We start from the raw sequence: 18,433 nt of genomic DNA on the forward strand, positions 1-18,433 counted from the left end.
TGAGGTGGTGGTGCATGGGATTTCTGGTCGTACTGGCGCAACGCACTCTTTATGGGGTGCTGCTGTTGCTGGCTGTCCTGGTGCTGAATTTCACCATGATCAATCTGGCACCAGGCGATGTGGTGGACACCATTGCCGCTGATATGGGCGGTGCCAGTGCCGAGCTGGTGGCTCAAATCCGGGCCGAGTACGGGTTGGATCAACCCGTTATCGTGCAGTTGGGCAACTACATCTGGCGGGTGTTCCAGTTCGATCTGGGCCAATCGTATTTCTACAATCGCCCCGTGACCGAGATGATCTTTGAGCGTTTGCCCGCCACGCTGCTTCTGGTCTTTTCAGCGCAGATTTTTGCCCTTGTGGTGGGTATCTTATTGGGGGTGTTCGCGGCGCAGCGCCCAAACGGCATTCTCAGCCATATCGTGACGCTCTTTGCGCTGTTCGGCTATGCCGCGCCTGTGTTCTGGACAGGCATCCTGCTGCTGATCGCCTTTTCTCTGAAAATTCCTTTGTTCCCGGTCGCAGGGATGCGGGATGTAACGGTTGAGGGCTTCCTGCCCCAAGCCCTTTCGGTCGCGCACCATCTGGTGCTGCCGATGCTGACGCTTGGGTCGATCTTCATCGCGCTTTATTCGCGGCTGTGCCGTGCCTCGATGCTGGAGGTATTGGGGTCCGACTATGTCCGCACGGCCAAGGCCAAAGGGCTGTCGCCACGTGACGTGACGATGAAACATGCGCTGAAGAATGCACTGCCGCCGGTTGTGACGTTGGCAGGTTTGCAGTTTTCGGCCGTGATCTCGGGCGCTGTGCTGGTCGAAACGGTGTTTTCATGGCCGGGGCTGGGGCAGCTTGCGCTGACCTCGATCCTTGCGCGGGACACCCCGACGATTTTGGGTATCCTCTTTTTCTCCGCACTTGTGGTGATTGTTGGCAACCTGCTGACGGACCTTGTGCTGCGCCTGATTGATCCGCGGGTCAGGGGGAAGGCATGAGCGAGCAAACGCAACTCAAGGCTCGGTCGCCCTTTGCCGAAGCGTTCGAGATGTTTCGGCGCAACCATGCGGCGGTGGCGGGGCTGGTTATTCTGCTTGCCATTGTCGCCGTGGCGATCCTCGGGCCGGTCCTGTACCCCGGCAACCCGTTTGATATGGTCTGGGCTCCGTTCACCCCGCCTGGGACAGAAGGGTATCTGTTTGGCACCGACTACCTTGGGCGGGACCTGTTGTCCCTACTCATCCACGGTGCGCGGGTGTCGCTGACGGTTGGCCTTGCCGCCGCCTTTGTCACCGTCACCATCGGCATCACCATTGGTGCGCTCGCCGGCTTTTATCGCGGCTGGGTCGAGGAGGTGTTGATGCGCCTGACCGAGTTCTTTCAGGTCTTGCCGACGCTTTTGTTTTCCATGGTCATTGTCGCGCTGTTCGGCGCGTCGCTGCTGATGATCACCATAGCCATCGGTCTGGTGAGTTGGCCCGCCGTAGCGCGGATCACGCGCGCCGAGTTCCTGCGTATCCGCGAGCTGGAATATGTCACCGCTGCCCGTGCCGGGGGTGTGCGCAATGGCGGGTTGATGTTTCGGGTGATCCTGCCAAACGCGCTGCCGCCGATCATCGTGCAGGCGGCGTTGATGGTCGGGTCCGCCATCCTGTTCGAGGCGGGTTTGAGCTTTCTGGGTCTGACCGATCCGAACGTCGCCAGTTGGGGCCAGATCATCGGGTCGAACCGGCAATACATCCTCGACGCCAGCTATACCGTCACGGTGCCGGGTATCGCCATCTTCATCACCGTTCTGGCCATCAGCCTTGTGGGTGACGGCCTGAACGACGCCCTGAACCCAAAGCTGAGGGAACGATGAGCGCACCGCTTCTTTCCGTCAAAAACCTGCGCATCGAGCTGGCCACGCGGGGCGGAATGGTGCCGGTTGTCGACGACCTATCGCTGTGGCTGAACCCCGGTGAGACCTTGAGCATCGTTGGGGAATCCGGCAGTGGCAAGTCCATGACGGCGCTTGCGGTCATGGGGCTGTTGCCCCGTATCGGGCGTGTCGCACAGGGCCGGATCATGTTCGAAGGGCAGGACATGACGCAGATGGAGGACGCCGCCCTGCGCCGTATTCGTGGCAACCAGATCGGCATGATCTTTCAGGAACCCATGACCTCGCTCAACCCGGTCTACACGGTCGGGGAACAGATCGCCGAGGTGCTGCGCCATCACCAGAACCAAGGGGCTGCACAAGCCTGGGCCAATGCTGTTGACCTGCTGGATGCCGTGCGCATTCCCAACGCCAAGGGCCGCGCGGGCACCTATCCGCACGAGATGTCGGGCGGGCAGCGCCAGCGCGTGATGATTGCCATGGCGCTGGCGTGTCGGCCCCAAATCCTGATTGCGGACGAACCCACCACCGCGCTGGACGTGACGGTGCAGGCCGAAATCTTTGACCTGATGCGCGAGTTGGCAACCGAAACGCAGACCGCCACGATCCTGATCACCCATGACATGGGGGTGGTGGCCGAAATGGCAGACCGTGTCGTGGTCATGCTGAAAGGGCGGAAGGTCGAGGATGGCACTGTCGCCAACCTGATCAACCGGCCGCAGCACGGATACACAAGGTCGCTGATCGCCAGCGTGCCGCATCTGACGCCGGAAACGCGCGACCTGAACGAACAGAAGGCAGAGGTTGAGCAGCCCCTTCTGAGTGTCCGCGACCTGACGGTGCAGTTCCCGGTCAAGAAACGCTGGGGCAAGCGCGAGATGTTCACCGCAGTGAACAGGATCAGCTTTGACGTGGAACGGGGCAAGACGCTGGCGATCGTGGGTGAAAGCGGGTCGGGCAAGACGACTGCTGCGCTTGCCGTTGCGCGGCTGGTTACGGCACAGGGGGGGCAGGTGACGCTTGAAGGCAGGGACATGCTGTCACTTGAAGGCGAAGCGCTGCGGCAGGCGCGTGCGAATGTGCAGGTGATCTTTCAAGATCCCTATTCGTCGCTCAACCCGCGCCTGCGCGCTGGGGCCATCGTGCGTGAACCGATGGACAATCTGGGCAATCTGCCCGTTGCGCAACGTGATGCGCGGGTCGCGGAACTGTTTGAACAGGTGGGGCTGGAGCGCGAGCAGATGCACCTGTTTCCGCACCAGTTCTCGGGTGGGCAGCGGCAACGGATCAGCATTGCTCGGGCGCTTTCCACCAATCCCAGTCTGATCATCTGCGACGAGGCGGTGTCCGCCCTTGATGTGATCATACAGGCTCAGATTCTGGATCTGCTGCACGACCTGCAAAGAGATCTCGGCCTGACCTATCTTTTCATTAGTCATGACCTTGGCGTTGTGCAGCAGATGTGTGACGACGTGGCGGTCATGTATATGGGCGATATCGTTGAATACGGTACGCGCAACGCGGTGTTTGCATCGCCGCAGCAGGACTATACGCGGAACCTGCTTGCCGCCGTTCCATCTGTGGAGAGTGTAAGAGAACATCCGGCGCAGTGACTGGTTGCAAACGTCCTGCCCGCCGAGTGTTTTAATCAGGTATTGCGATACGGCCATATTAGTGGTTTTAAGACCGTAACCCGGGTCCCCAGCCGCTTGCCAGGTCAGCCCTTACTCTCGACCGAGGAGCATGACATGGGGACGACGTTTGCACGTCTTTTTGCATTGATCTTGATACTGGCGCCCATTGCAGGTGCTGCCCAAGAGACCGACGTGACCGGCAAGGTGGCCGTCGAGTTGAACACCGTATCGGACGGGGAGGGGACCTGTACCCTTACCTTCATGGTCACCAACGGCCATCCTGTTGATATCGACAAGCTTGTCTATGAAACCGTGCTGTTTGATGCCGCCGGTCGCGTGGACCGATTGACCCTGTTCGACTTCGGAGCCTTGCCGGTGGGTCGCCCGCGTGTCCGCCAATTTGCCGTGCCGGAATTGTCCTGCGAGGGCTTGGGTCGCGTGCTGTTCAATGGTCTGCATACCTGCACGGCCGAGGGTCTGGCGCAGGGCGACTGCGCCAAAGGCCTGCTGCCGTCGAGCCGGGTCGAGATTGAGGTGCTGGGCTGATGTTGGATGCGATCTTTGCACAATTGATGGCCGTGTTCGATCTGGGCGGCCCCGTGGTTATGGTGCTGATCGGGGTGTCGGTCGTCACCCTCGCTGTTGTTCTCTACAAACTGTGGCAGTTTTCGGTGGCGCATGTGGGTCACCATGCGGCGTTGCGCACGGCTGTGGCGGCTTGGGACGCGGGCGATCGGACAAGTGCGCGGACGGCGCTTGAGCAATCAAAGAGTTATCTGGCGCCCGTTGTGGCCGCAGCATTTGAAGGGCGTGACAAGGACCGGCTGCTGGCCATGGCGGAGGAGCGTTTTTCCCAGTTGGAGCGGGGATTCCGATACTTGGATTCCGTGGCGCAATTGGCCCCTCTGCTGGGGCTGTTTGGCACTGTTTTGGGGATGATCGAGGCGTTCCAGTCATTGCAGGCCGCCGGGGCACAGGTGGACCCCTCTATTCTTGCGGGTGGGATATGGGTGGCGCTTTTGACCACGGCTGTCGGGCTGGTCGTCGCTATGCCGACAGCACTGTTGCTGTCCTGGTTTGAGGCGCGGATGGAGGCGGAGCGGGTTGTGGCCGACACCTTCGTTCTGACGGCTCTTGCCCCTGCCAATCGGGTGGGTGCATCCGACCCGGGCGCGAACATGATGCCCGCCCATGGCTAGAACGCGACGGGTGCGGCGGCTGTCGATGACGTCGCTGATCGACGTGATCTTTCTATTGCTGTTGTTCTTTATGCTTACGTCGACCTTTTCGAAATTTGCCGAGGTCGAGTTGACTGCTGGAGGTCCAGGGCAGGCAGCGGCACCCGCAGACGTAATACCGCTGTTTTTGCAGGTCGGTGAGGAGATGTTGGCGCTGAATGGTGAACGTGTCGGGATCGCGCTGCTGGAAGCGTCGTTGCGTGACACTGTGCCTGCGGCAGAGGTGCAGCCACTGATTGTCAGCTTGCAGGGTGGGGTGACCGCACAGCGGCTGACCGATGTGCTGGTTGTCCTGCGTGCCGTTCAGGGATTGCACGTCACAGTGTTGGGGAATGCGTGATGCGCGGGCGTGCACCAAGGTCGCGGCGAGAGCCGACCATTGCCCTGATCAACATCGTGTTCCTGATGCTGGTGTTTTTCATGGTGGCTGGCACGTTGGCACCGCCGTTGGATCGCGACATGGCCCTTGTCAGCACGGCCGATCTGGAGGGGCGGCCACCGCCTGATGCGCTGGTCATACGTGCCGATGGGACTTTGAGTTTTCGCGGCACTGATCAAGCGGATGCCGAGATGTATGTGTCCGGGCTTGACCCCGAAGCGCGGGACGAGGTGCGCATTGTGCCCGACCGCGCGCTGCCCGCCGCCCAATTGGTCGCTTTGGGCCGAGACTTGCGCCGTGCCGGTGCTGGAAAGGTGATCATCGTAACGGAACGGGGGCTGGAATGATTGCCGGGTCACGTTCCGTCGCAGCACTGGCCGTTCTGATGGCTGCCACCCTTCATGTGGGTGGGTTGATGCGCATGGACCTTATCAAACCTGTCGAAATGGAAGACGGGCGGGCCGGTGCGACCGAAGCGTCACTGGGCAATGCCTTTGCCGATCTGGCCCAGGGCACGTTGACCGGCATCGAAACCACCGATGTGACGGAACCTGTCCCGGTTGAGCAGACAGTGGAGACCGCTGAACCGACTGAGCAGAGGATCGATCCGACACCCCCCGCAGAGAGTCCGGCGGCGGAGACAGGTGCGCGCATCGACCAGCAAGACGTGAATGACGCAATGCGCCGCGTTGAGCCAGATCAGGTGACGGCCAGCGCGTCTGCGATTGATACAACGCCGGTCCCACAACCCACTCTGCCAGTCACGCCCTCTGTTCCTGAGACACCGCCCGCGCTGCAATCGGCTGCACCACCCGACACCCTGACCGCAGTGGATCCTGACCGGCTGGACGTGACACAATCGCTGCGGCCCAAGGTCCGTAGCCGTGCCTTTGAAGAGCGCAACAAGCCGGATGATCCGCCGCCAGCGCCGCGTCAGACAACACAGCAGACGGCAAGCCGAACCCCTGATCCCCCTGCGCCGCGTGGCAATCAGGCGCGGACGAACACGCGCGCTGGGGCGGCAGACGGCACGGCGGTGCGTGCGGCACCGCGGGCAACGGGGAACGCGGGAGCGGCGCAGGCAGGCAACGCGGCAGCATCGAACTATCCCGGCGAGATCATGCGAAAGCTGCAACGTGCACGTCGCCCGCGTGTCGGGGATCGTGGTGTGGCCACCGTCAGCTTCCGCATCGCATCGAATGGTGGATTGAGTGCCGTGTCGGTGGCACGCAGCTCGGGCTCTCGCGATCTGGACAACGCGGCCTTGCAGGTGATCCGGGGTGCCGCGCCGTTTCCTGCCCCTCCGCCGGGCGCGCAGCGGTCGTTCAGCATTCAGATCAAGGGGCGATAAGAAGTTCGCAGCGGTTGGTTTGGGAATGACAACGCTTTATCCCCGCGCCCTTAGTGCGGTTGCGACGGGAAGCCGGGCAGCTGCAAATGCGGGTAGAGCCCCGCCTACCGCTCCGATGGCAACGCCCACCAAAGCGGTGATCGTCATCACATCGGCGTTGACGACAAATCGGAAGGCCATCTGGGTGCCGTTGGCCCCCATCGTGCTGGTTTGCCAGCCGTTCAGTGCCAGCCACGAGAGGGTGAGACCAAGACTGGCACCAACCGCAGAGAGCAGGAACGCTTCCAGCCAGGTAGAGAAAAAAGCAGAAAAGCGATTGAAACCCAGCGCACGAACCGTAGCGATTTCGACCGTCCGATCCGACAGCGAGCTCATCATGGTATTGAGCGCGCCCGCGGTGGCACCGATCGCCATCAACAACGAAATGGGCCAGCCGAACATTCGGATCAGTTGGGCGGTTGCCTCGGATTGCCCGGCGTAAAGATCGGCTTCGGTGAAGGCCATGAGCTGTGCGTCGGCAAACTCGGACATGGACAATTTGAGCCTGTCGATTGTGGTAGGTTCGGTCAGCTTCAGCCGCAGGCTTTGCACCTCTCCCATGCGGTTGAACGCCGAAGCGACCGCGTCGAAACCTCCCCAGATCTCGGACTCGAATGCACTTCCACCGGCGGAAAAACGGCCGACCACCGTCCAGACGACCGGGCCCAATCGGATGTCGTCTCCGATGTTGAGGCCCGGATATTTGGTTGCCAGTTGTTCCCCCACCAGAATCTCGCGCGCGCCTGGTGATACGAGGCGACCTGATGAGAGCGTCACGCCTGATCGGATCGTCAGACCAGAGGCCTCCATTCCGCGGAGGGCCAGCGTCGTTCCCGATGTGTCGAGCTGCGTGCGATACTCAACCGGGACAACAAGTTCACGTGACAGGAGCGGTGTGCCTGACGCATCTCGCAGGACGCCGATGTCATTGCCTTTTGCCATGATGGATCGTGCGATGTCAGAGGGGATTTCGGAGTTCACTTCCTCGCGCGTGCCGCCGCCCAGGATAACGGCAACGTCGGGTGATCCGGCGCTTTGGAGCGTGATTTCAAAACCGCGCGCCATGGACAGGAAACCGCTCAGGACGCACACGACCAGCATGATTGATCCCACCATCGAGAGCGAGATGGCCATGCGCCGAGGCACACTGAGCAACGTGGCCCGGCTCATTGCCATGGTTTGTCGTATGGAAGCTATCATTTGTGTTACCTCGTTCTGAAAGCTGACAGGATTGGCGTGCGCATGGCCGAAAGTGCCGGAAGTGCTCCGGAGGTAAGACCAAGCAAGAAAATCAGTGCAAAGGCCCGGAGGGCTACATTTGTGTCCAGAACCAGCCCAAGCGCGGGTGGGGCGGCAAGGCTGGCCAGCTTGGCCAGGCCAATGCCGATGGTGCCGCCAACCAGGAACACGAAGAGCGCTTCGGCAAGAACCATCATCATGATCCGGGATGACCGAAACCCCAAAACCTTCAAAACGCCAATTTCAAAGCGGCGCTCGCGGAGCGCAAAAACCAACGTGTTTACGACAATCATCAAGAGCGTCACGAATGAGACGCTGACAACCAGCGTGACCACGCGTTTGACATCGGCGTATTGGCTGAGGAACGCGCTCAGAAACTGCTTTTCGGACAGCGTGCGCGTGGGCGCCGCCGAATTGGCAAAGAGCGCATCGATCTGCGGCGCCAGTTGCTGTGGGGAGACATCCGGTTCAGGGCGCAGCGCGAAGGTGGATACTGTATCCCTGTTTTTGCCTCGTGCGTTGTTGATGTAATCATACTGGGCGAGGATGAAGTAGGTGTCGGTGCTGGGGCTTTTGCCATCGAATATGCCCGCAATTTCGAAACGCCAGTCTCGGCTTCCATCGGCTTTTCTGGTGCGAAAGGCCGTCACGGTCAGTGTGTCGCCGATGCTCCAACCCTGTGCTTGGGCCAGTGCGCGGCCAACAAGAACCTTGTCGCGCCCATCATCGAGCGCATCGATCATGGCGTCTGTCAGCCCGAGGTCTTTGCCGCTGACTGCAAGTAACTTGTCTGGGTTGCCCGCGCTGACTGCCACGACGTTGCGTGCGTCGCCCACACTGCCGCGTAGGCGCGTTATCGGGCTGACTGCGGCAACGCCCTGCAGTTCAGTGATCCGAGGTAAGTATGCCAGCGGCAAGGGTTGTGCCCGACCAGCCGCATTCATCACGCCAAGAAGATCATCGCTGGCGGCGGCAGTACCCTGTGATCCGGCAATGAAGCTGGCTGTCAGCCCGTAGATCAGGAAAGCCATGGCGACGGAAACGATCAGAAGACCGCCTCGTAGCGGTTTGCGCACCGCGCTCTTTCGGATGAGGCCAAGAAAAGTCATGCTGCCACCTGCTCCTTTTCGACAAAGACTCCTTTGTCCAGATGCAGTGTCCGATTGGCAGCGTTGGCCGCTTCGGGATCATGGGTCACCATGACAATGGTCTTTCCCAGTTCGCGGTTCAGATAGCAGAGCATGGCCAGAACGTCGTCGGCGGATTTGCGGTCGAGATCTCCGGTCGGTTCGTCACAGAGCAGTAGGCTTGGGTCGGCCACGATGGCGCGGGCGATGCTGACGCGCTGCTGTTGACCGCCCGACATCCGCGTGGGGTTCTGTTTGCCACGTCCGCCAAGACCAACCAGGTCGAGCACCTTGGCGACCCGCTCACGCCGCAGGGATGCGGGGATTGGTTTGAGCAGCAGCGGTAGTTCGACATTCTCTGCCGCCGTGAGCATCGGCAACAGGTTGTAGAACTGGAACACGATGCCCAGGTGATGCGCGCGCCAGGCTGCGCGGGCCGTCTCGCCCATGTGGTCCAGTCTTTGGCCGGCGATTTGAATGTCGCCGGTGTCGGCGTGGTCGATGCCGGCAAGCAAATTGAGAAGTGTTGATTTGCCGGAGCCGGAAGGGCCCATCACGGCGACGAAATCGCCACCTTGGATGGTCATGTCGAGATTTGTGAAAATTGGTAAGCTCTCATTGCCGGTTCGGTAGCTTTTGCTGACGCCGCTGAGGGCAATGAACGGGCTTTCGGTTTTTAATGTCGTCATCAGTTTCTGGCTCCGGTTTCTTGTGTGTCGTGCGAGGAGGAAGGGGACAGCGCAATGCGGATGCGGGCGGCCATACCGGGCCGGATACCCGGCGGCGGCGCGATGGGTGCAAGTCGCAGCGCGACAGTTCCTCTGGCTGTGTTCACGTGTGGTGCGACCCGGTGGAGTTCGAATTTGAAGGTGTGATCTGGAAAGGCGTCCAGCACAGCCTCGCCAACGAGGTTCGCCTGAAGGCTTCCGATTGCCTTTTCGGCCACATCAGCATCGATCGCCAAGGTGTCGAGTTGGGCAATTGTCATCAGGCCGATCCCGTCGTGGATAGCGTCAACGCGGTCGAGCACTGCGTCGCCGACATGCGCCGAGAGTTGGGTCACCGTGCCCGGGATCGGCGCGCGCACGGTTAGGTCGGCAACCCTGTCTTCGGCGATTTGCAGCGCCAGCTCCGCGTCGTCGAGCGTGGTCTTGGCCTGCTCGACAGAGTTGGCTGCGATGAGGAAGGCATGTTCTGCGTCTTCAAGTCGTTCGCTAGCGATCACCCCGCGTTGGCGCAACTCCGTCCGCCGGTTCAAAATGTTCTTGGCCTGCGCCTCGGATATGCGTGCGGCTGCGAGCGTCAGCTTTGCTGCGGTGCGCGCGAGCTGTGCCTCTTGGGCGGCGAAGCGCACATTCGACTCTTCGACCAGAAGCAGAGCTTGCCCTGCAACCACCTGATCTCCGGGTTTGACCAAGATGTCAGTGATTGTGCCACCGCGTTCGGCGTAGATGACGGCCATGTCCGGGGCGATGACGTAACCTGATCCGGTAATCTCCCGAACCATAGGTGCGGCTACCGAGGGCGAGGCCTCTGACAAAGGTGGAAGTTGATCTTTCGCTGCCGGCGCGCTTTGGAATGGCGTTTGGGTCCCTTCTGATCGTAGGCCGAAGGCGGCACCGGCCAGCAACAGTGCAGTACCGGCGAGGACGGCGGCCAATTTCAGAGGAAAGCGCCGGAGCGGTGTTGGCACCATGTCGGGTGATGGGACTGGAGACATTGAAAGCTCTCGCAATGTCTCTGCCATCTGGCGGTTGTGATCGGTGAATGTGTTCATGCCACCAGGATCGGCGGCGTGCTGTTTGTCCGCGACCTAGATCACGATCCGGGACGTTCAAAATCGCGATTTAGTCACTTCAGGTGGCTGTCAGGCTTCAAACTGTTGTTGCAATCCTTTGGCTTTGCGCCACTCCAAAGGGGTCATGCCGGTGACGCGACGGAACTCGCGGTTAAAGTTCGATTTGGTCTGAAACCCGGCGTCGAACATGATTTCCGTCACCGACTTGGTGCCAGATCGTAACTGTTCGCAGGCTTCGCTGATGCGGAAATCATTGACGTATTGCGAAACATTCTTTCCGGTCGTTCGATTGATGGCCCCGGAGACTTGCCGGGCCGGGATGATCAGCCGTCGTGCGAGCCGATCAAGGTTCAGGTCAGCATCCCGATAAATACGGGTTTTTGTCATCAGCTCTTCGATCTTGTTCATGATCACCGGGTCATCCGGGGCCTCTGGTTCCGGCTGCATCCGAACCGGCGGGGGTGCGTGATCTTCCGGTGCTCGGCCTCTGCTTGCAACAGCACCGGCTATGGAGAGGAAAAGCAAGGTCGCGACATTCCCAACCGAAACCAGTTGCGGCACGTGGCGCGCGTCCATGAAGGCAATATCTAAGGTGATCAGGGTGTCGATTGCTGCCGAGAACAGCAGGACGAGCGCTGCAAAGACTAGAGCGCGGTGAACGGTCCCCACGCCTTCAAGCGCAACCAATCTGAGCGAGTCTTCGCCCGACCGCAGAAGAAGCAGCAGCAGGACTGCGTAGACAGTGAACGTGCCGATGATGATGACATCAAGCGCAAGCGGCCAAGCCAGCATGGAGAGCGAGACAAGCAGCAGTGGAATACCATGAGGCGCAACTGTCAGGATATTTGCATAAGGGCTTGGCTTGGCGAGATGCAAAGACCCAAAATACACCACTGGGGCCATCACGCTTGCAATGAGGGGCGAGAGAAACCGCAACCACTCAACCCCATAACCGAAGCGCAAGCCGATGAGAGCGGATTGCATTGCGGCCAAGGCGATGAGTGCAAGAAATGCGAAGTTTGTCGGATGTTCATTGTTCCGCTGCACCAAACTGAGGAAGAGGAGCACCAGCAGAAGCGCAACGACAAAAGGCAGCGGGATAAATATCATGGACTCATATCGACCTGATGGCTGTTACATCCTGCATCTGACCGAAAGATGCGCCACACACCGCCATTGGTCTAGGGGCGTGTCATCGTTTGCTTTCTGTTCCAACCGCCAAAGAGTTTTTGAGTTTCACCATGTCAGGGCGGCGGTTGGTAAATTCCAAATCCAAGCGGCGAGAAGGGCCCACGCAAAAAGGGGCATAGCAGCGAAGACCACACACCGCTCCGTTCGCATTGCATTTGCGCTTTGCAGCGGGCGTAGAAGCCATGCTGCGGACCACACAAGGGTCCCCACGGTAGCCGCATAGAGGCAGGTTAGAGTCCAAAGACCGATACCCGCAGAGGCATGAGAAGAAAGGTCTCGACCATTCAGCAGTGGCACCAGGACAACCATGCAAATACCGACGCCCACTATCCAGCCCACACCCAGCGAGAAAGCCATACCTGTCAGGCGGCTTTTTGAGCGCCACGTTATCACTGCGCCCACCAAACACAGCAGAGAACCGGCCAAAGCCGCCCAAAGCGCTGAGTTTAGTGAAGCCGCGCTGTGCCAAAACCCTGTGCGGTCGAATGTGTGCATCCCGCCGCTAAAGTGAGCGCCGATGACACCGCCGGATACATCGCGTCGAAACCCAAGACGAAAATCGCCTTCTGGCGTTTCGAATTGGTCCTCCGCTATTGCTTGAAACAGGCGGGAATGGCCAAGGCCGGACAAAAGAAGCATATCGTCATCGGCGATTTGTAGGTCCATGCGATGGGAATTGAGGGCACGCAATCGATCCAGACCAGTCTCGTTGCGCCGCGTGGGGATGTAATGACCAGTGAAATCGCGCAGGCAGGCGGTGTCGCAGTCGGAACGCGCCGCAACCGGACGTTCATGCGGTGCAATCACTTCTCTGAGTACACGGCGTGGCAACCCCGTAAGCGCACTGCCACTGGGACCATTTGCGGCAACAAAGAACCCCAGGTCCATGGACGGGACGAGCACCATATTGGTGTGGAACCCAAAATGGCTGCCGCCATGGTGGTAGACCGTGTGACCGGCCCAGCGTTCGGTCCAGTACCCAAGTGCGCGCCCGGAAAACTCTGCAGCGTCCGGCCACGCGGGTTCGTACATCTTTTTAATGCTGGTTGAGGTCACGGCAGGCGTTTCATCGCCGGTGCCTTGCAACAGTAGCATTTGCATGATGCGGCCCATGGCCTCGGCCGTTAGCGCGAGACCGCCCGAGCTCAAATGTATCCCGTGAAAAGGGGCTGGATCGATGGCGACATAGCGACCGGCGTCCCAAACATGAAACGGGCTGGTCCCTCGAAGTTCGGATGGCTCATGCATGAAGCGGGCGTTGTCAATTCCCAAAGGGGACAGGATGGTATCGGTAATATATTCTTCGAACGGCTGGCCCGAGACTTGAGCAATGATTTCACCCAGCAAAACGTAGCTGGCATTCGAGTAGGATATGACATCTCCGGGTGGACGAATCTGCCGTGGCAGGATTTTTGAAATCTGTTCAATTGCGGGTGTGTTGCCCCGTTCGCCATGCACCGCGAAGTATCCCGAGTAGCGCTCTTCCAGCCCCGCCGTATGGCTGAGCAGATGAGCAACCGTGATATCACCGAAACGCTGGTTCAGTTGCAGTCCGGGAAGGTGTCGGGTAATGCGGTCGTCCAAAGACAGCCGCCCGTCATCTGCCAATTGTAGGATCGCCAGGGCTGTAAAAACCTTGGTAACAGATGCCAGTGGAATGATGTCTGCTTCGGGGGTCATCGTGCGTCCGAACCTAGCATCCGACAGCCTGTAGCCACGTGACAGGATGACGTTGTCGCCCGAAACAACAACCACAACAGCCCCGGCAACGGCATCCTGATCCAGACCGGTGGTTACCAACCCATCTACAAAGCCTTCCAGCGTTTCCTGCCACTGCTCGTTCGAGGTAGCGTTTCCGGCCGAGCTGGCGCAAACGAGTGCGATCAACAGAAGGCGCAGGACAGCAGACAGGACGTTCTGCCAGAGCTGGTGGATCATGTCACGGAGCCCATTTGTATTGGCGATTTGCGCCGACAGATTTGAACAATGCCGGCAGTCACCAATATCGGTGCTGTCTGCGTTTTTTGAAGCGGACCCAAGCGCAAAAAGCGATTTATGTTGAGGCAGCTCAAAGCATACGCGGTCTGCGTCAAAGCGGACGCGTTTACTTAGGCGTCTGCCGAGATTTCCTGTATCACTGAGAAGCCTTCGAACGTTGGTGCGCCCTCGTGCAGCTTGGCCGTGTTGCCTGCGTCCTTGTGCGCTGCACGGAAGGCGTCTGACCGGGTCCAGGCACGAAATGTCTCTTCCGATGACCAGACCGTATGCGAGGCGTAGAGCCGTGTGCCGTCTTCGTTTTCGGGTCCTTTGAGCATGTGAAATTCGACAAAGCCATCCATGGTTTTCAGGTGGCTGTCGCGCCCGAGCCAGAGCGCTTCGAATGCCTCTGCTTTATGCTTGGTTACGGTGAAGCGGTTCATGGCGATAAACATGGGCGGCCCTTTCAGATGGCGGTCAGGTGGTTGTCGAAGGCGAGCGTGTGTGTCGTGCGGTGTGTGAGCGTGTCACGCGTCAATGTGTGGACCTGGCCGGTGCCGTCCGTCACAAGGCAGGTGTCGTCCGGTGCGGCACACAGCCCGCAGACGTCGTGCATCCGGTACGTGCCAACCTGCTGACCTGTTTGGTCGAATTGAAAAGCCAGACCGCCGCGGGGTGAGGACGCTGCGTAGTGCCCTGTTCCGAAGGCGCTAACGCTGCCGATATATCCGTCCAACTGGTAGAGCGTTGTTTCGTCCATATCCGTTGGCTTCAATGTGCCGTTGCCGGTGTAGAGCGCCACCAGAGGGGGTGTGTCGAACGGATCGCCCTGCCATTGGAAGCCACAGACGACAGTTCCGTCGGGAGCTGCCGCGATATGGCGGAGGGAGTTGTGGTGACGGGCCTCTGGCACTTCAGCGAAATCCGTCATCCGTCCGCTCGTGTCAAACAGCGCGAGGTTGGGTCGCATGGTATCGAGGTTGAGCTTGTCTCGTCCTGTTGCGGGATGGGTGCGGATGCCCCCGTTGGCGACGGCGAGCGTGCCGTTTGGCAGGCGTAGGATCTCGTGCGGTCCGATTCCGGCTGATGTGAAATCATCGAGCCGTCTGTAGCATGCGCTGCGGTCCCAGACGCCGATGCGTCCCTGGCCCGTCGCGATGTCGTTTTCCGGGGTGAAGAGCAGGGTGCCGTCGCCGGAGAAGGCGCCGTGCCCGTAGAAGTGCCGCCCTGTCGGTGCGCGCAGGGTTTGGGTGACGTCACCGGTGCTGCAGTCGATCACCTTGGCAAAGGTGCCGGGGCGGCGGGCGATAGCAACGGCTTCGGCTATGTGGGGATGGGCGGCAGCCGCATGGCCACGGGCGGGCAGGGGGATGCGAAAGGCGATGTCGCCAGCGGCCGTCAGCCCAATAAGCAGGTAGCGCCCCTCGCAATCCATCGCGGCGCTGAGTGCGATCGGGTTGCCCACATCTGCCCATCCGAGCGTGGGCGTGAGCGAGGCCGAGGTCAGCCCGGCAAGGAAGGCGCGACGCGAGGGCATCAGTCTCCGTCGAGCGCGTTGAACCCGGCGGTGATGCCGAGGGGTGTGCCGATTTCGTCAATCACGGCGACCTGTACGGCCCGCAGGGCCTGTTGCAGCACCTCGACCTTGAAGCGTTGCTCGGCGTCGGCGACGCCTTGCAGAGCCGGGTCTTCCAGGGCGTCGGCCCGTGCCCGCGCTTCGGCAAAGGCAGCGCTTGTCGCGCCAAGATCGGCGTTGGTCATCGCTGCGGCGAGCCGTTCCAGGGCTGCAAGCTGTAATTCGATATGGCGGAGGGACCGTTCCGAGCGCCGCGCTTCGGCTCGGCTGGGCCGAGGGCGGTCGAACGTTCCAAGGGGGCGACCAAGGCGCTGATCATGCAGGAATTCAAGACCGGTGGACAGGGCCGTGTAGAGGGCGCGTTGCGCCTCCATATCGCTTTGAAAGCGGGCGTTACCGCCGGTGCCTGCGCTCAGCATCTGGTCGGCGAAGGCGGGCCAGGCAGCGTTTAGGCTGTCGGACTTCTGCGCCAGACCCGTGGCGATGGCCTGTGTCAGACGGCACGCGTAATCCGCATCGGGCTGCGGATCGTAGAGCATCCGTTCGAGGGCCGTGAAGCCCTGAGCCGCCGCAGAAACATCGCCAAACGCTTCTGGTTGATCGACGATGGGATCAGCAGCAGTGGTCAAACGTGCGAGCGCTTTGCCGGTGCTGTTCTTGGGGTCGGGCCAAAATGACATGGTGAGTGTAAGTGCCTGATCTTCCAACGGCCCGAAATGGATGTGGCTGATGCTGATCCACGCGTCATACGCGGCGTGAAACGCCGGTTGCAGCGCGTCGGGGGTGCAATCGGCCTGTGCCGCCTCGGCGAGTTTTGCCGTTTCGTCCGCAAGGCGCGTGTAGCCGGGCAGGATGTGATCATCCAATGTCGTCTGCACGTCGGCAAAAGCGGGTAGGGTGAGGAAGGGGAGGATCAGGGCAAAGCGCATGTCAGAGGCTTTCAAGGAAACGGATCAAGGCGTCGCGGTCGGGTGGTGGCATGTCGATGACCGTTTGTTTGTGTGGTCTGGCCTCGCCCCCGTGCCAGAGGACCGCTTCAAGCAGGTTGCGGGCGCGCCCGTCGTGTAGGAACAACGTGTGGCCGGACACGGTTTCCGTCAAGCCGACACCCCAAAGCGGCGGTGTGCGCCATTCCTGGCCATTCGCGCGCGCCTCGGGCCGGTTGTCGGCCAGACCGGGGCCCATGTCGTGCAGAAGCAGATCGGTATAGGGCCAGATCAGCTGAAAGCTTTGTTCGGGTTGACCGTCGAGCCGGTGCGTGACGTGCTTGGGTGTGTGGCAGGAGATGCAGCCGGTTTCATAGAATACCTGCTTGCCTCGTAGCACCTGCGGATCATCGATGTCGCGCCGCGCGGGCACGCCAAGGTTCGAGGAATAGAACGACACCAGTTCAAGCCCCACATCGCCGATCTCGGCATTGTCGTGCGCCGCTGTATTGCCGTTGGGTGCCGTGCGGCATTTGGTCTGCGCTTCGGTACAGTCGCCGTAACCTGCGGGGTGCAATGTGGTTGAGATACCGATGTCACCGGAAAAAGCGCCTGCCGATTGTTCCCAGACAGAGGGCTTGCCCGCCTTGAGGCCGAACCGCCCCAACATCGGCACATTGTATGCGCTGGACATGACGATTTGGGCCTTGCCCGAGATGCCATCACCATCCGCATCATCGGGATCGGCCATTGCGAGGATATCTGCCGCGGGGATCGCGTCGAGCAGGCCCAGCCCGATCATTTGCGGCGCCACGCGCGGGCTCAGCATCACATCTGGGTGCAGCGGGCCGTAGCCGAGGTTGGTCAGGTCATAGGTAGGGTGTCGGAGGGAAGCGGTTTCACCGCCCGAGAGCGCAATGACCTCTTCGGTATAGGTGATTTGCAGCTTTGCCTCGGCATCGACCCCTGCGACCGAGAAATCCTGAATCTGGCCGCCGTAGTTCGGGTCGGGCTGGGTGGCGATGTAGTCTGCAATGTCCTCGGGGGATGCGCCGCCGGGGATTGACACGCGCACGAGCATTGATGTTGCGTTGTCGTCTGGCCCCGCAGGTGGATGACCCCGCCCGTCTTTCAGGTGGCAGCGCTGGCACGACCGCGCGTTGAAGAGTGGCCCTAGCCCGTCGGATGCAAGTGTGGACGAGGGCGACGACACCCACAGCTTTTTGAACAGGCCGTTGCCGACCTTGAAATCCAGCTCTTTTTCAAAGCTGATATTGCCCGATGGCTGACTGAATGCGTTGCGTGTGTCGCTGACGCGTACAGTCGCGGCCCCGGCCGGATTGTTTTCGAATTGTTCGGCTTTTGTGAAATCGGTGGTGGGTTGCGTGACAGCCGAGATACGCTCGGCCTCGGCCGCTGTTCTTGGAATCACAGGCAGGTGTAAGTCTGTGAGTTCGGCCACTGCACCGGCAGGAAATGTCAAAAGTCCGACAAGTATGGTCGGGAATATGCTTGTGATCTTACTCATAGCTTATAAATATACTCAGGAATTTGTATTGGCGAGGTGATTCCTGCTTCGCACCCTTGGAGAGACCTGCGACATGGTGCCCTTGCGATTGGATATGGTGGCTGAACCGCGGCCCATTCGGCCAGTATCAGCCGAGGCGTTTGCCTTTATCAATCACTTGCGTTTCGTGTCGATGTCATGCCGGTCCAAACCGCGCGCCGACTTGTTTGAAGCCTGCGCCTTGTTGCATGTGACCCGCACGGCCTCGCAAGAAGCCCATGCCGAGGCGTTGATGCGATGTTTGAGCCAAGCCCTTGGAAAACCCGCGCGATTGCATACGCCCGGCACGCTTGAGATGTCTTTTGATGAGACGTGGCTGATACAGCTCGGTCAGGCTGTGGTGCGTCGGGATGAGGCAAGCGTCGGCTTTCTACTGAGGTCGCGCGTGCTGCCGGAACACCGTCGTTTGGTCCGTTTTCTGGTGGGCCGTATTTCAGAGTATTTTTCTCTGAGTTAGAATTGTTCTAAAAACCACTTGCCTATCTGATCTGGGTGCCTAACTAATACTGGGCAAGCCAGCC

Annotated in this window: 19 protein-coding genes; 9 read left to right on the forward strand and 10 right to left on the reverse strand. The window is 60.2% G+C overall.

Annotated elements, in window-relative coordinates; genetic code table 11:
• Positions 1-14: 14 nt before the first annotated feature.
• From AC53L6_RS06495 to AC53L6_RS06530, 8 genes are all read left to right on the forward strand, one after another.
• A complete protein-coding gene (locus AC53L6_RS06495; protein ID WP_299706441.1) occupies positions 15-989 on the forward strand; it encodes an ABC transporter permease in 975 nt (324 codons plus the stop codon).
• Positions 986-1,852: an ABC transporter permease gene (locus AC53L6_RS06500; RefSeq protein WP_496907242.1), complete on the forward strand. Its 867-nt coding sequence runs from the start codon at positions 986-988 to the stop codon at positions 1,850-1,852. Before AC53L6_RS06495 ends, AC53L6_RS06500 begins: the two co-directional genes overlap by 4 nt.
• A complete protein-coding gene (locus AC53L6_RS06505; RefSeq protein WP_496907243.1) occupies positions 1,849-3,483 on the forward strand; it encodes an ABC transporter ATP-binding protein in 1,635 nt (544 codons plus the stop codon). The genes AC53L6_RS06500 and AC53L6_RS06505 overlap by 4 nt, the downstream gene beginning before the upstream one ends.
• Positions 3,484-3,618: 135 nt before the next feature.
• On the forward strand, positions 3,619-4,050 hold the full coding sequence (locus AC53L6_RS06510) for a hypothetical protein (protein WP_496907244.1): 432 nt from the start codon (positions 3,619-3,621) through the stop codon (positions 4,048-4,050).
• Positions 4,050-4,703, forward strand: a complete 654-nt coding sequence (locus tag AC53L6_RS06515) for a MotA/TolQ/ExbB proton channel family protein (protein ID WP_496907245.1) — start codon at positions 4,050-4,052, stop codon at positions 4,701-4,703. Before AC53L6_RS06510 ends, AC53L6_RS06515 begins: the two co-directional genes overlap by 1 nt.
• Positions 4,696-5,082, forward strand: coding sequence for an ExbD/TolR family protein (locus AC53L6_RS06520; RefSeq protein WP_496907246.1), 387 nt, complete (start codon positions 4,696-4,698; stop codon positions 5,080-5,082). Before AC53L6_RS06515 ends, AC53L6_RS06520 begins: the two co-directional genes overlap by 8 nt.
• Complete coding sequence (locus AC53L6_RS06525; RefSeq protein WP_496907247.1) at positions 5,082-5,468, forward strand: ExbD/TolR family protein; 387 nt, start codon at positions 5,082-5,084, stop codon at positions 5,466-5,468. Before AC53L6_RS06520 ends, AC53L6_RS06525 begins: the two co-directional genes overlap by 1 nt.
• Positions 5,469-5,506: 38 nt before the next feature.
• A complete protein-coding gene (locus AC53L6_RS06530; RefSeq protein ID WP_496907248.1) occupies positions 5,507-6,472 on the forward strand; it encodes an energy transducer TonB family protein in 966 nt (321 codons plus the stop codon).
• Positions 6,473-6,508: 36 nt separating this feature from the next.
• Here the strand turns inward: AC53L6_RS06530 and AC53L6_RS06535 are convergent, their stop codons facing one another.
• The 10 genes from AC53L6_RS06535 to AC53L6_RS06580 form a co-directional block, all read right to left on the reverse strand.
• Entirely contained in the window at positions 6,509-7,645 is a 1,137-nt protein-coding gene (locus tag AC53L6_RS06535) for an ABC transporter permease (protein WP_496907249.1), read from the reverse strand.
• A 71-nt stretch (positions 7,646-7,716) separates the two neighbouring features.
• Complete coding sequence (locus AC53L6_RS06540; RefSeq protein ID WP_496907250.1) at positions 7,717-8,859, reverse strand: ABC transporter permease; 1,143 nt, start codon at positions 8,857-8,859, stop codon at positions 7,717-7,719.
• Positions 8,856-9,566, reverse strand: coding sequence for an ABC transporter ATP-binding protein (locus tag AC53L6_RS06545; protein WP_496907251.1), 711 nt, complete (start codon positions 9,564-9,566; stop codon positions 8,856-8,858). Before AC53L6_RS06545 ends, AC53L6_RS06540 begins: the two co-directional genes overlap by 4 nt.
• Positions 9,566-10,654 (reverse strand): efflux RND transporter periplasmic adaptor subunit, encoded by a 1,089-nt coding sequence (locus AC53L6_RS06550; RefSeq protein ID WP_496907252.1) that lies wholly within the window; start codon positions 10,652-10,654, stop codon positions 9,566-9,568. The genes AC53L6_RS06545 and AC53L6_RS06550 overlap by 1 nt, the downstream gene beginning before the upstream one ends.
• Positions 10,655-10,744: 90 nt before the next feature.
• On the reverse strand, positions 10,745-11,785 hold the full coding sequence (locus tag AC53L6_RS06555) for a helix-turn-helix domain-containing protein (protein WP_496907253.1): 1,041 nt from the start codon (positions 11,783-11,785) through the stop codon (positions 10,745-10,747).
• Positions 11,786-11,911: 126 nt separating this feature from the next.
• Positions 11,912-13,804, reverse strand: coding sequence for a serine hydrolase domain-containing protein (locus tag AC53L6_RS06560; protein ID WP_496907254.1), 1,893 nt, complete (start codon positions 13,802-13,804; stop codon positions 11,912-11,914).
• 170 nt (positions 13,805-13,974) lie between these two features.
• Positions 13,975-14,298, reverse strand: a complete 324-nt coding sequence (hmuQ, locus tag AC53L6_RS06565; protein ID WP_299605366.1) for a heme-degrading protein HmuQ — start codon at positions 14,296-14,298, stop codon at positions 13,975-13,977.
• 11 nt (positions 14,299-14,309) lie between these two features.
• Entirely contained in the window at positions 14,310-15,380 is a 1,071-nt protein-coding gene (locus AC53L6_RS06570) for a DUF1513 domain-containing protein (RefSeq protein ID WP_496907255.1), read from the reverse strand.
• A complete protein-coding gene (locus AC53L6_RS06575; RefSeq protein ID WP_496907256.1) occupies positions 15,380-16,348 on the reverse strand; it encodes an imelysin family protein in 969 nt (322 codons plus the stop codon). Before AC53L6_RS06575 ends, AC53L6_RS06570 begins: the two co-directional genes overlap by 1 nt.
• 1 nt (position 16,349) lies before the next feature.
• Complete coding sequence (locus AC53L6_RS06580; RefSeq protein WP_496907257.1) at positions 16,350-17,873, reverse strand: di-heme oxidoreductase family protein; 1,524 nt, start codon at positions 17,871-17,873, stop codon at positions 16,350-16,352.
• Between the two features lie 94 nt (positions 17,874-17,967).
• Here AC53L6_RS06580 and AC53L6_RS06585 point away from each other — a divergent pair, with 94 nt between their 5' ends.
• Positions 17,968-18,369, forward strand: a complete 402-nt coding sequence (locus AC53L6_RS06585; RefSeq protein ID WP_496907258.1) for a hypothetical protein — start codon at positions 17,968-17,970, stop codon at positions 18,367-18,369.
• Positions 18,370-18,433 lie beyond the last annotated feature (64 nt).

This window comes from Tateyamaria sp. LSS28 (genome assembly GCF_059611725.1).

Coding starts and splice junctions, on each gene's coding strand:
- AC53L6_RS06495 (WP_299706441.1), top strand. CDS start 15: ATGGGATTTCTGGTCGTACTGGCGCAACGCACTCTTTATGGGGTGCTG.
- AC53L6_RS06500 (WP_496907242.1), top strand. CDS start 986: ATGAGCGAGCAAACGCAACTCAAGGCTCGGTCGCCCTTTGCCGAAGCG.
- AC53L6_RS06505 (WP_496907243.1), top strand. CDS start 1,849: ATGAGCGCACCGCTTCTTTCCGTCAAAAACCTGCGCATCGAGCTGGCC.
- AC53L6_RS06510 (WP_496907244.1), top strand. CDS start 3,619: ATGGGGACGACGTTTGCACGTCTTTTTGCATTGATCTTGATACTGGCG.
- AC53L6_RS06515 (WP_496907245.1), top strand. CDS start 4,050: ATGTTGGATGCGATCTTTGCACAATTGATGGCCGTGTTCGATCTGGGC.
- AC53L6_RS06520 (WP_496907246.1), top strand. CDS start 4,696: ATGGCTAGAACGCGACGGGTGCGGCGGCTGTCGATGACGTCGCTGATC.
- AC53L6_RS06525 (WP_496907247.1), top strand. CDS start 5,082: ATGCGCGGGCGTGCACCAAGGTCGCGGCGAGAGCCGACCATTGCCCTG.
- AC53L6_RS06530 (WP_496907248.1), top strand. CDS start 5,507: ATGGCTGCCACCCTTCATGTGGGTGGGTTGATGCGCATGGACCTTATC.
- AC53L6_RS06535 (WP_496907249.1), bottom strand. CDS start 7,645: ATGGCCATCTCGCTCTCGATGGTGGGATCAATCATGCTGGTCGTGTGC.
- AC53L6_RS06540 (WP_496907250.1), bottom strand. CDS start 8,859: ATGACTTTTCTTGGCCTCATCCGAAAGAGCGCGGTGCGCAAACCGCTA.
- AC53L6_RS06545 (WP_496907251.1), bottom strand. CDS start 9,566: ATGACGACATTAAAAACCGAAAGCCCGTTCATTGCCCTCAGCGGCGTC.
- AC53L6_RS06550 (WP_496907252.1), bottom strand. CDS start 10,654: ATGAACACATTCACCGATCACAACCGCCAGATGGCAGAGACATTGCGA.
- AC53L6_RS06555 (WP_496907253.1), bottom strand. CDS start 11,785: ATGATATTTATCCCGCTGCCTTTTGTCGTTGCGCTTCTGCTGGTGCTC.
- AC53L6_RS06560 (WP_496907254.1), bottom strand. CDS start 13,804: ATGATCCACCAGCTCTGGCAGAACGTCCTGTCTGCTGTCCTGCGCCTT.
- hmuQ (WP_299605366.1), bottom strand. CDS start 14,298: ATGTTTATCGCCATGAACCGCTTCACCGTAACCAAGCATAAAGCAGAG.
- AC53L6_RS06570 (WP_496907255.1), bottom strand. CDS start 15,380: ATGCCCTCGCGTCGCGCCTTCCTTGCCGGGCTGACCTCGGCCTCGCTC.
- AC53L6_RS06575 (WP_496907256.1), bottom strand. CDS start 16,348: ATGCGCTTTGCCCTGATCCTCCCCTTCCTCACCCTACCCGCTTTTGCC.
- AC53L6_RS06580 (WP_496907257.1), bottom strand. CDS start 17,873: ATGAGTAAGATCACAAGCATATTCCCGACCATACTTGTCGGACTTTTG.
- AC53L6_RS06585 (WP_496907258.1), top strand. CDS start 17,968: ATGGTGGCTGAACCGCGGCCCATTCGGCCAGTATCAGCCGAGGCGTTT.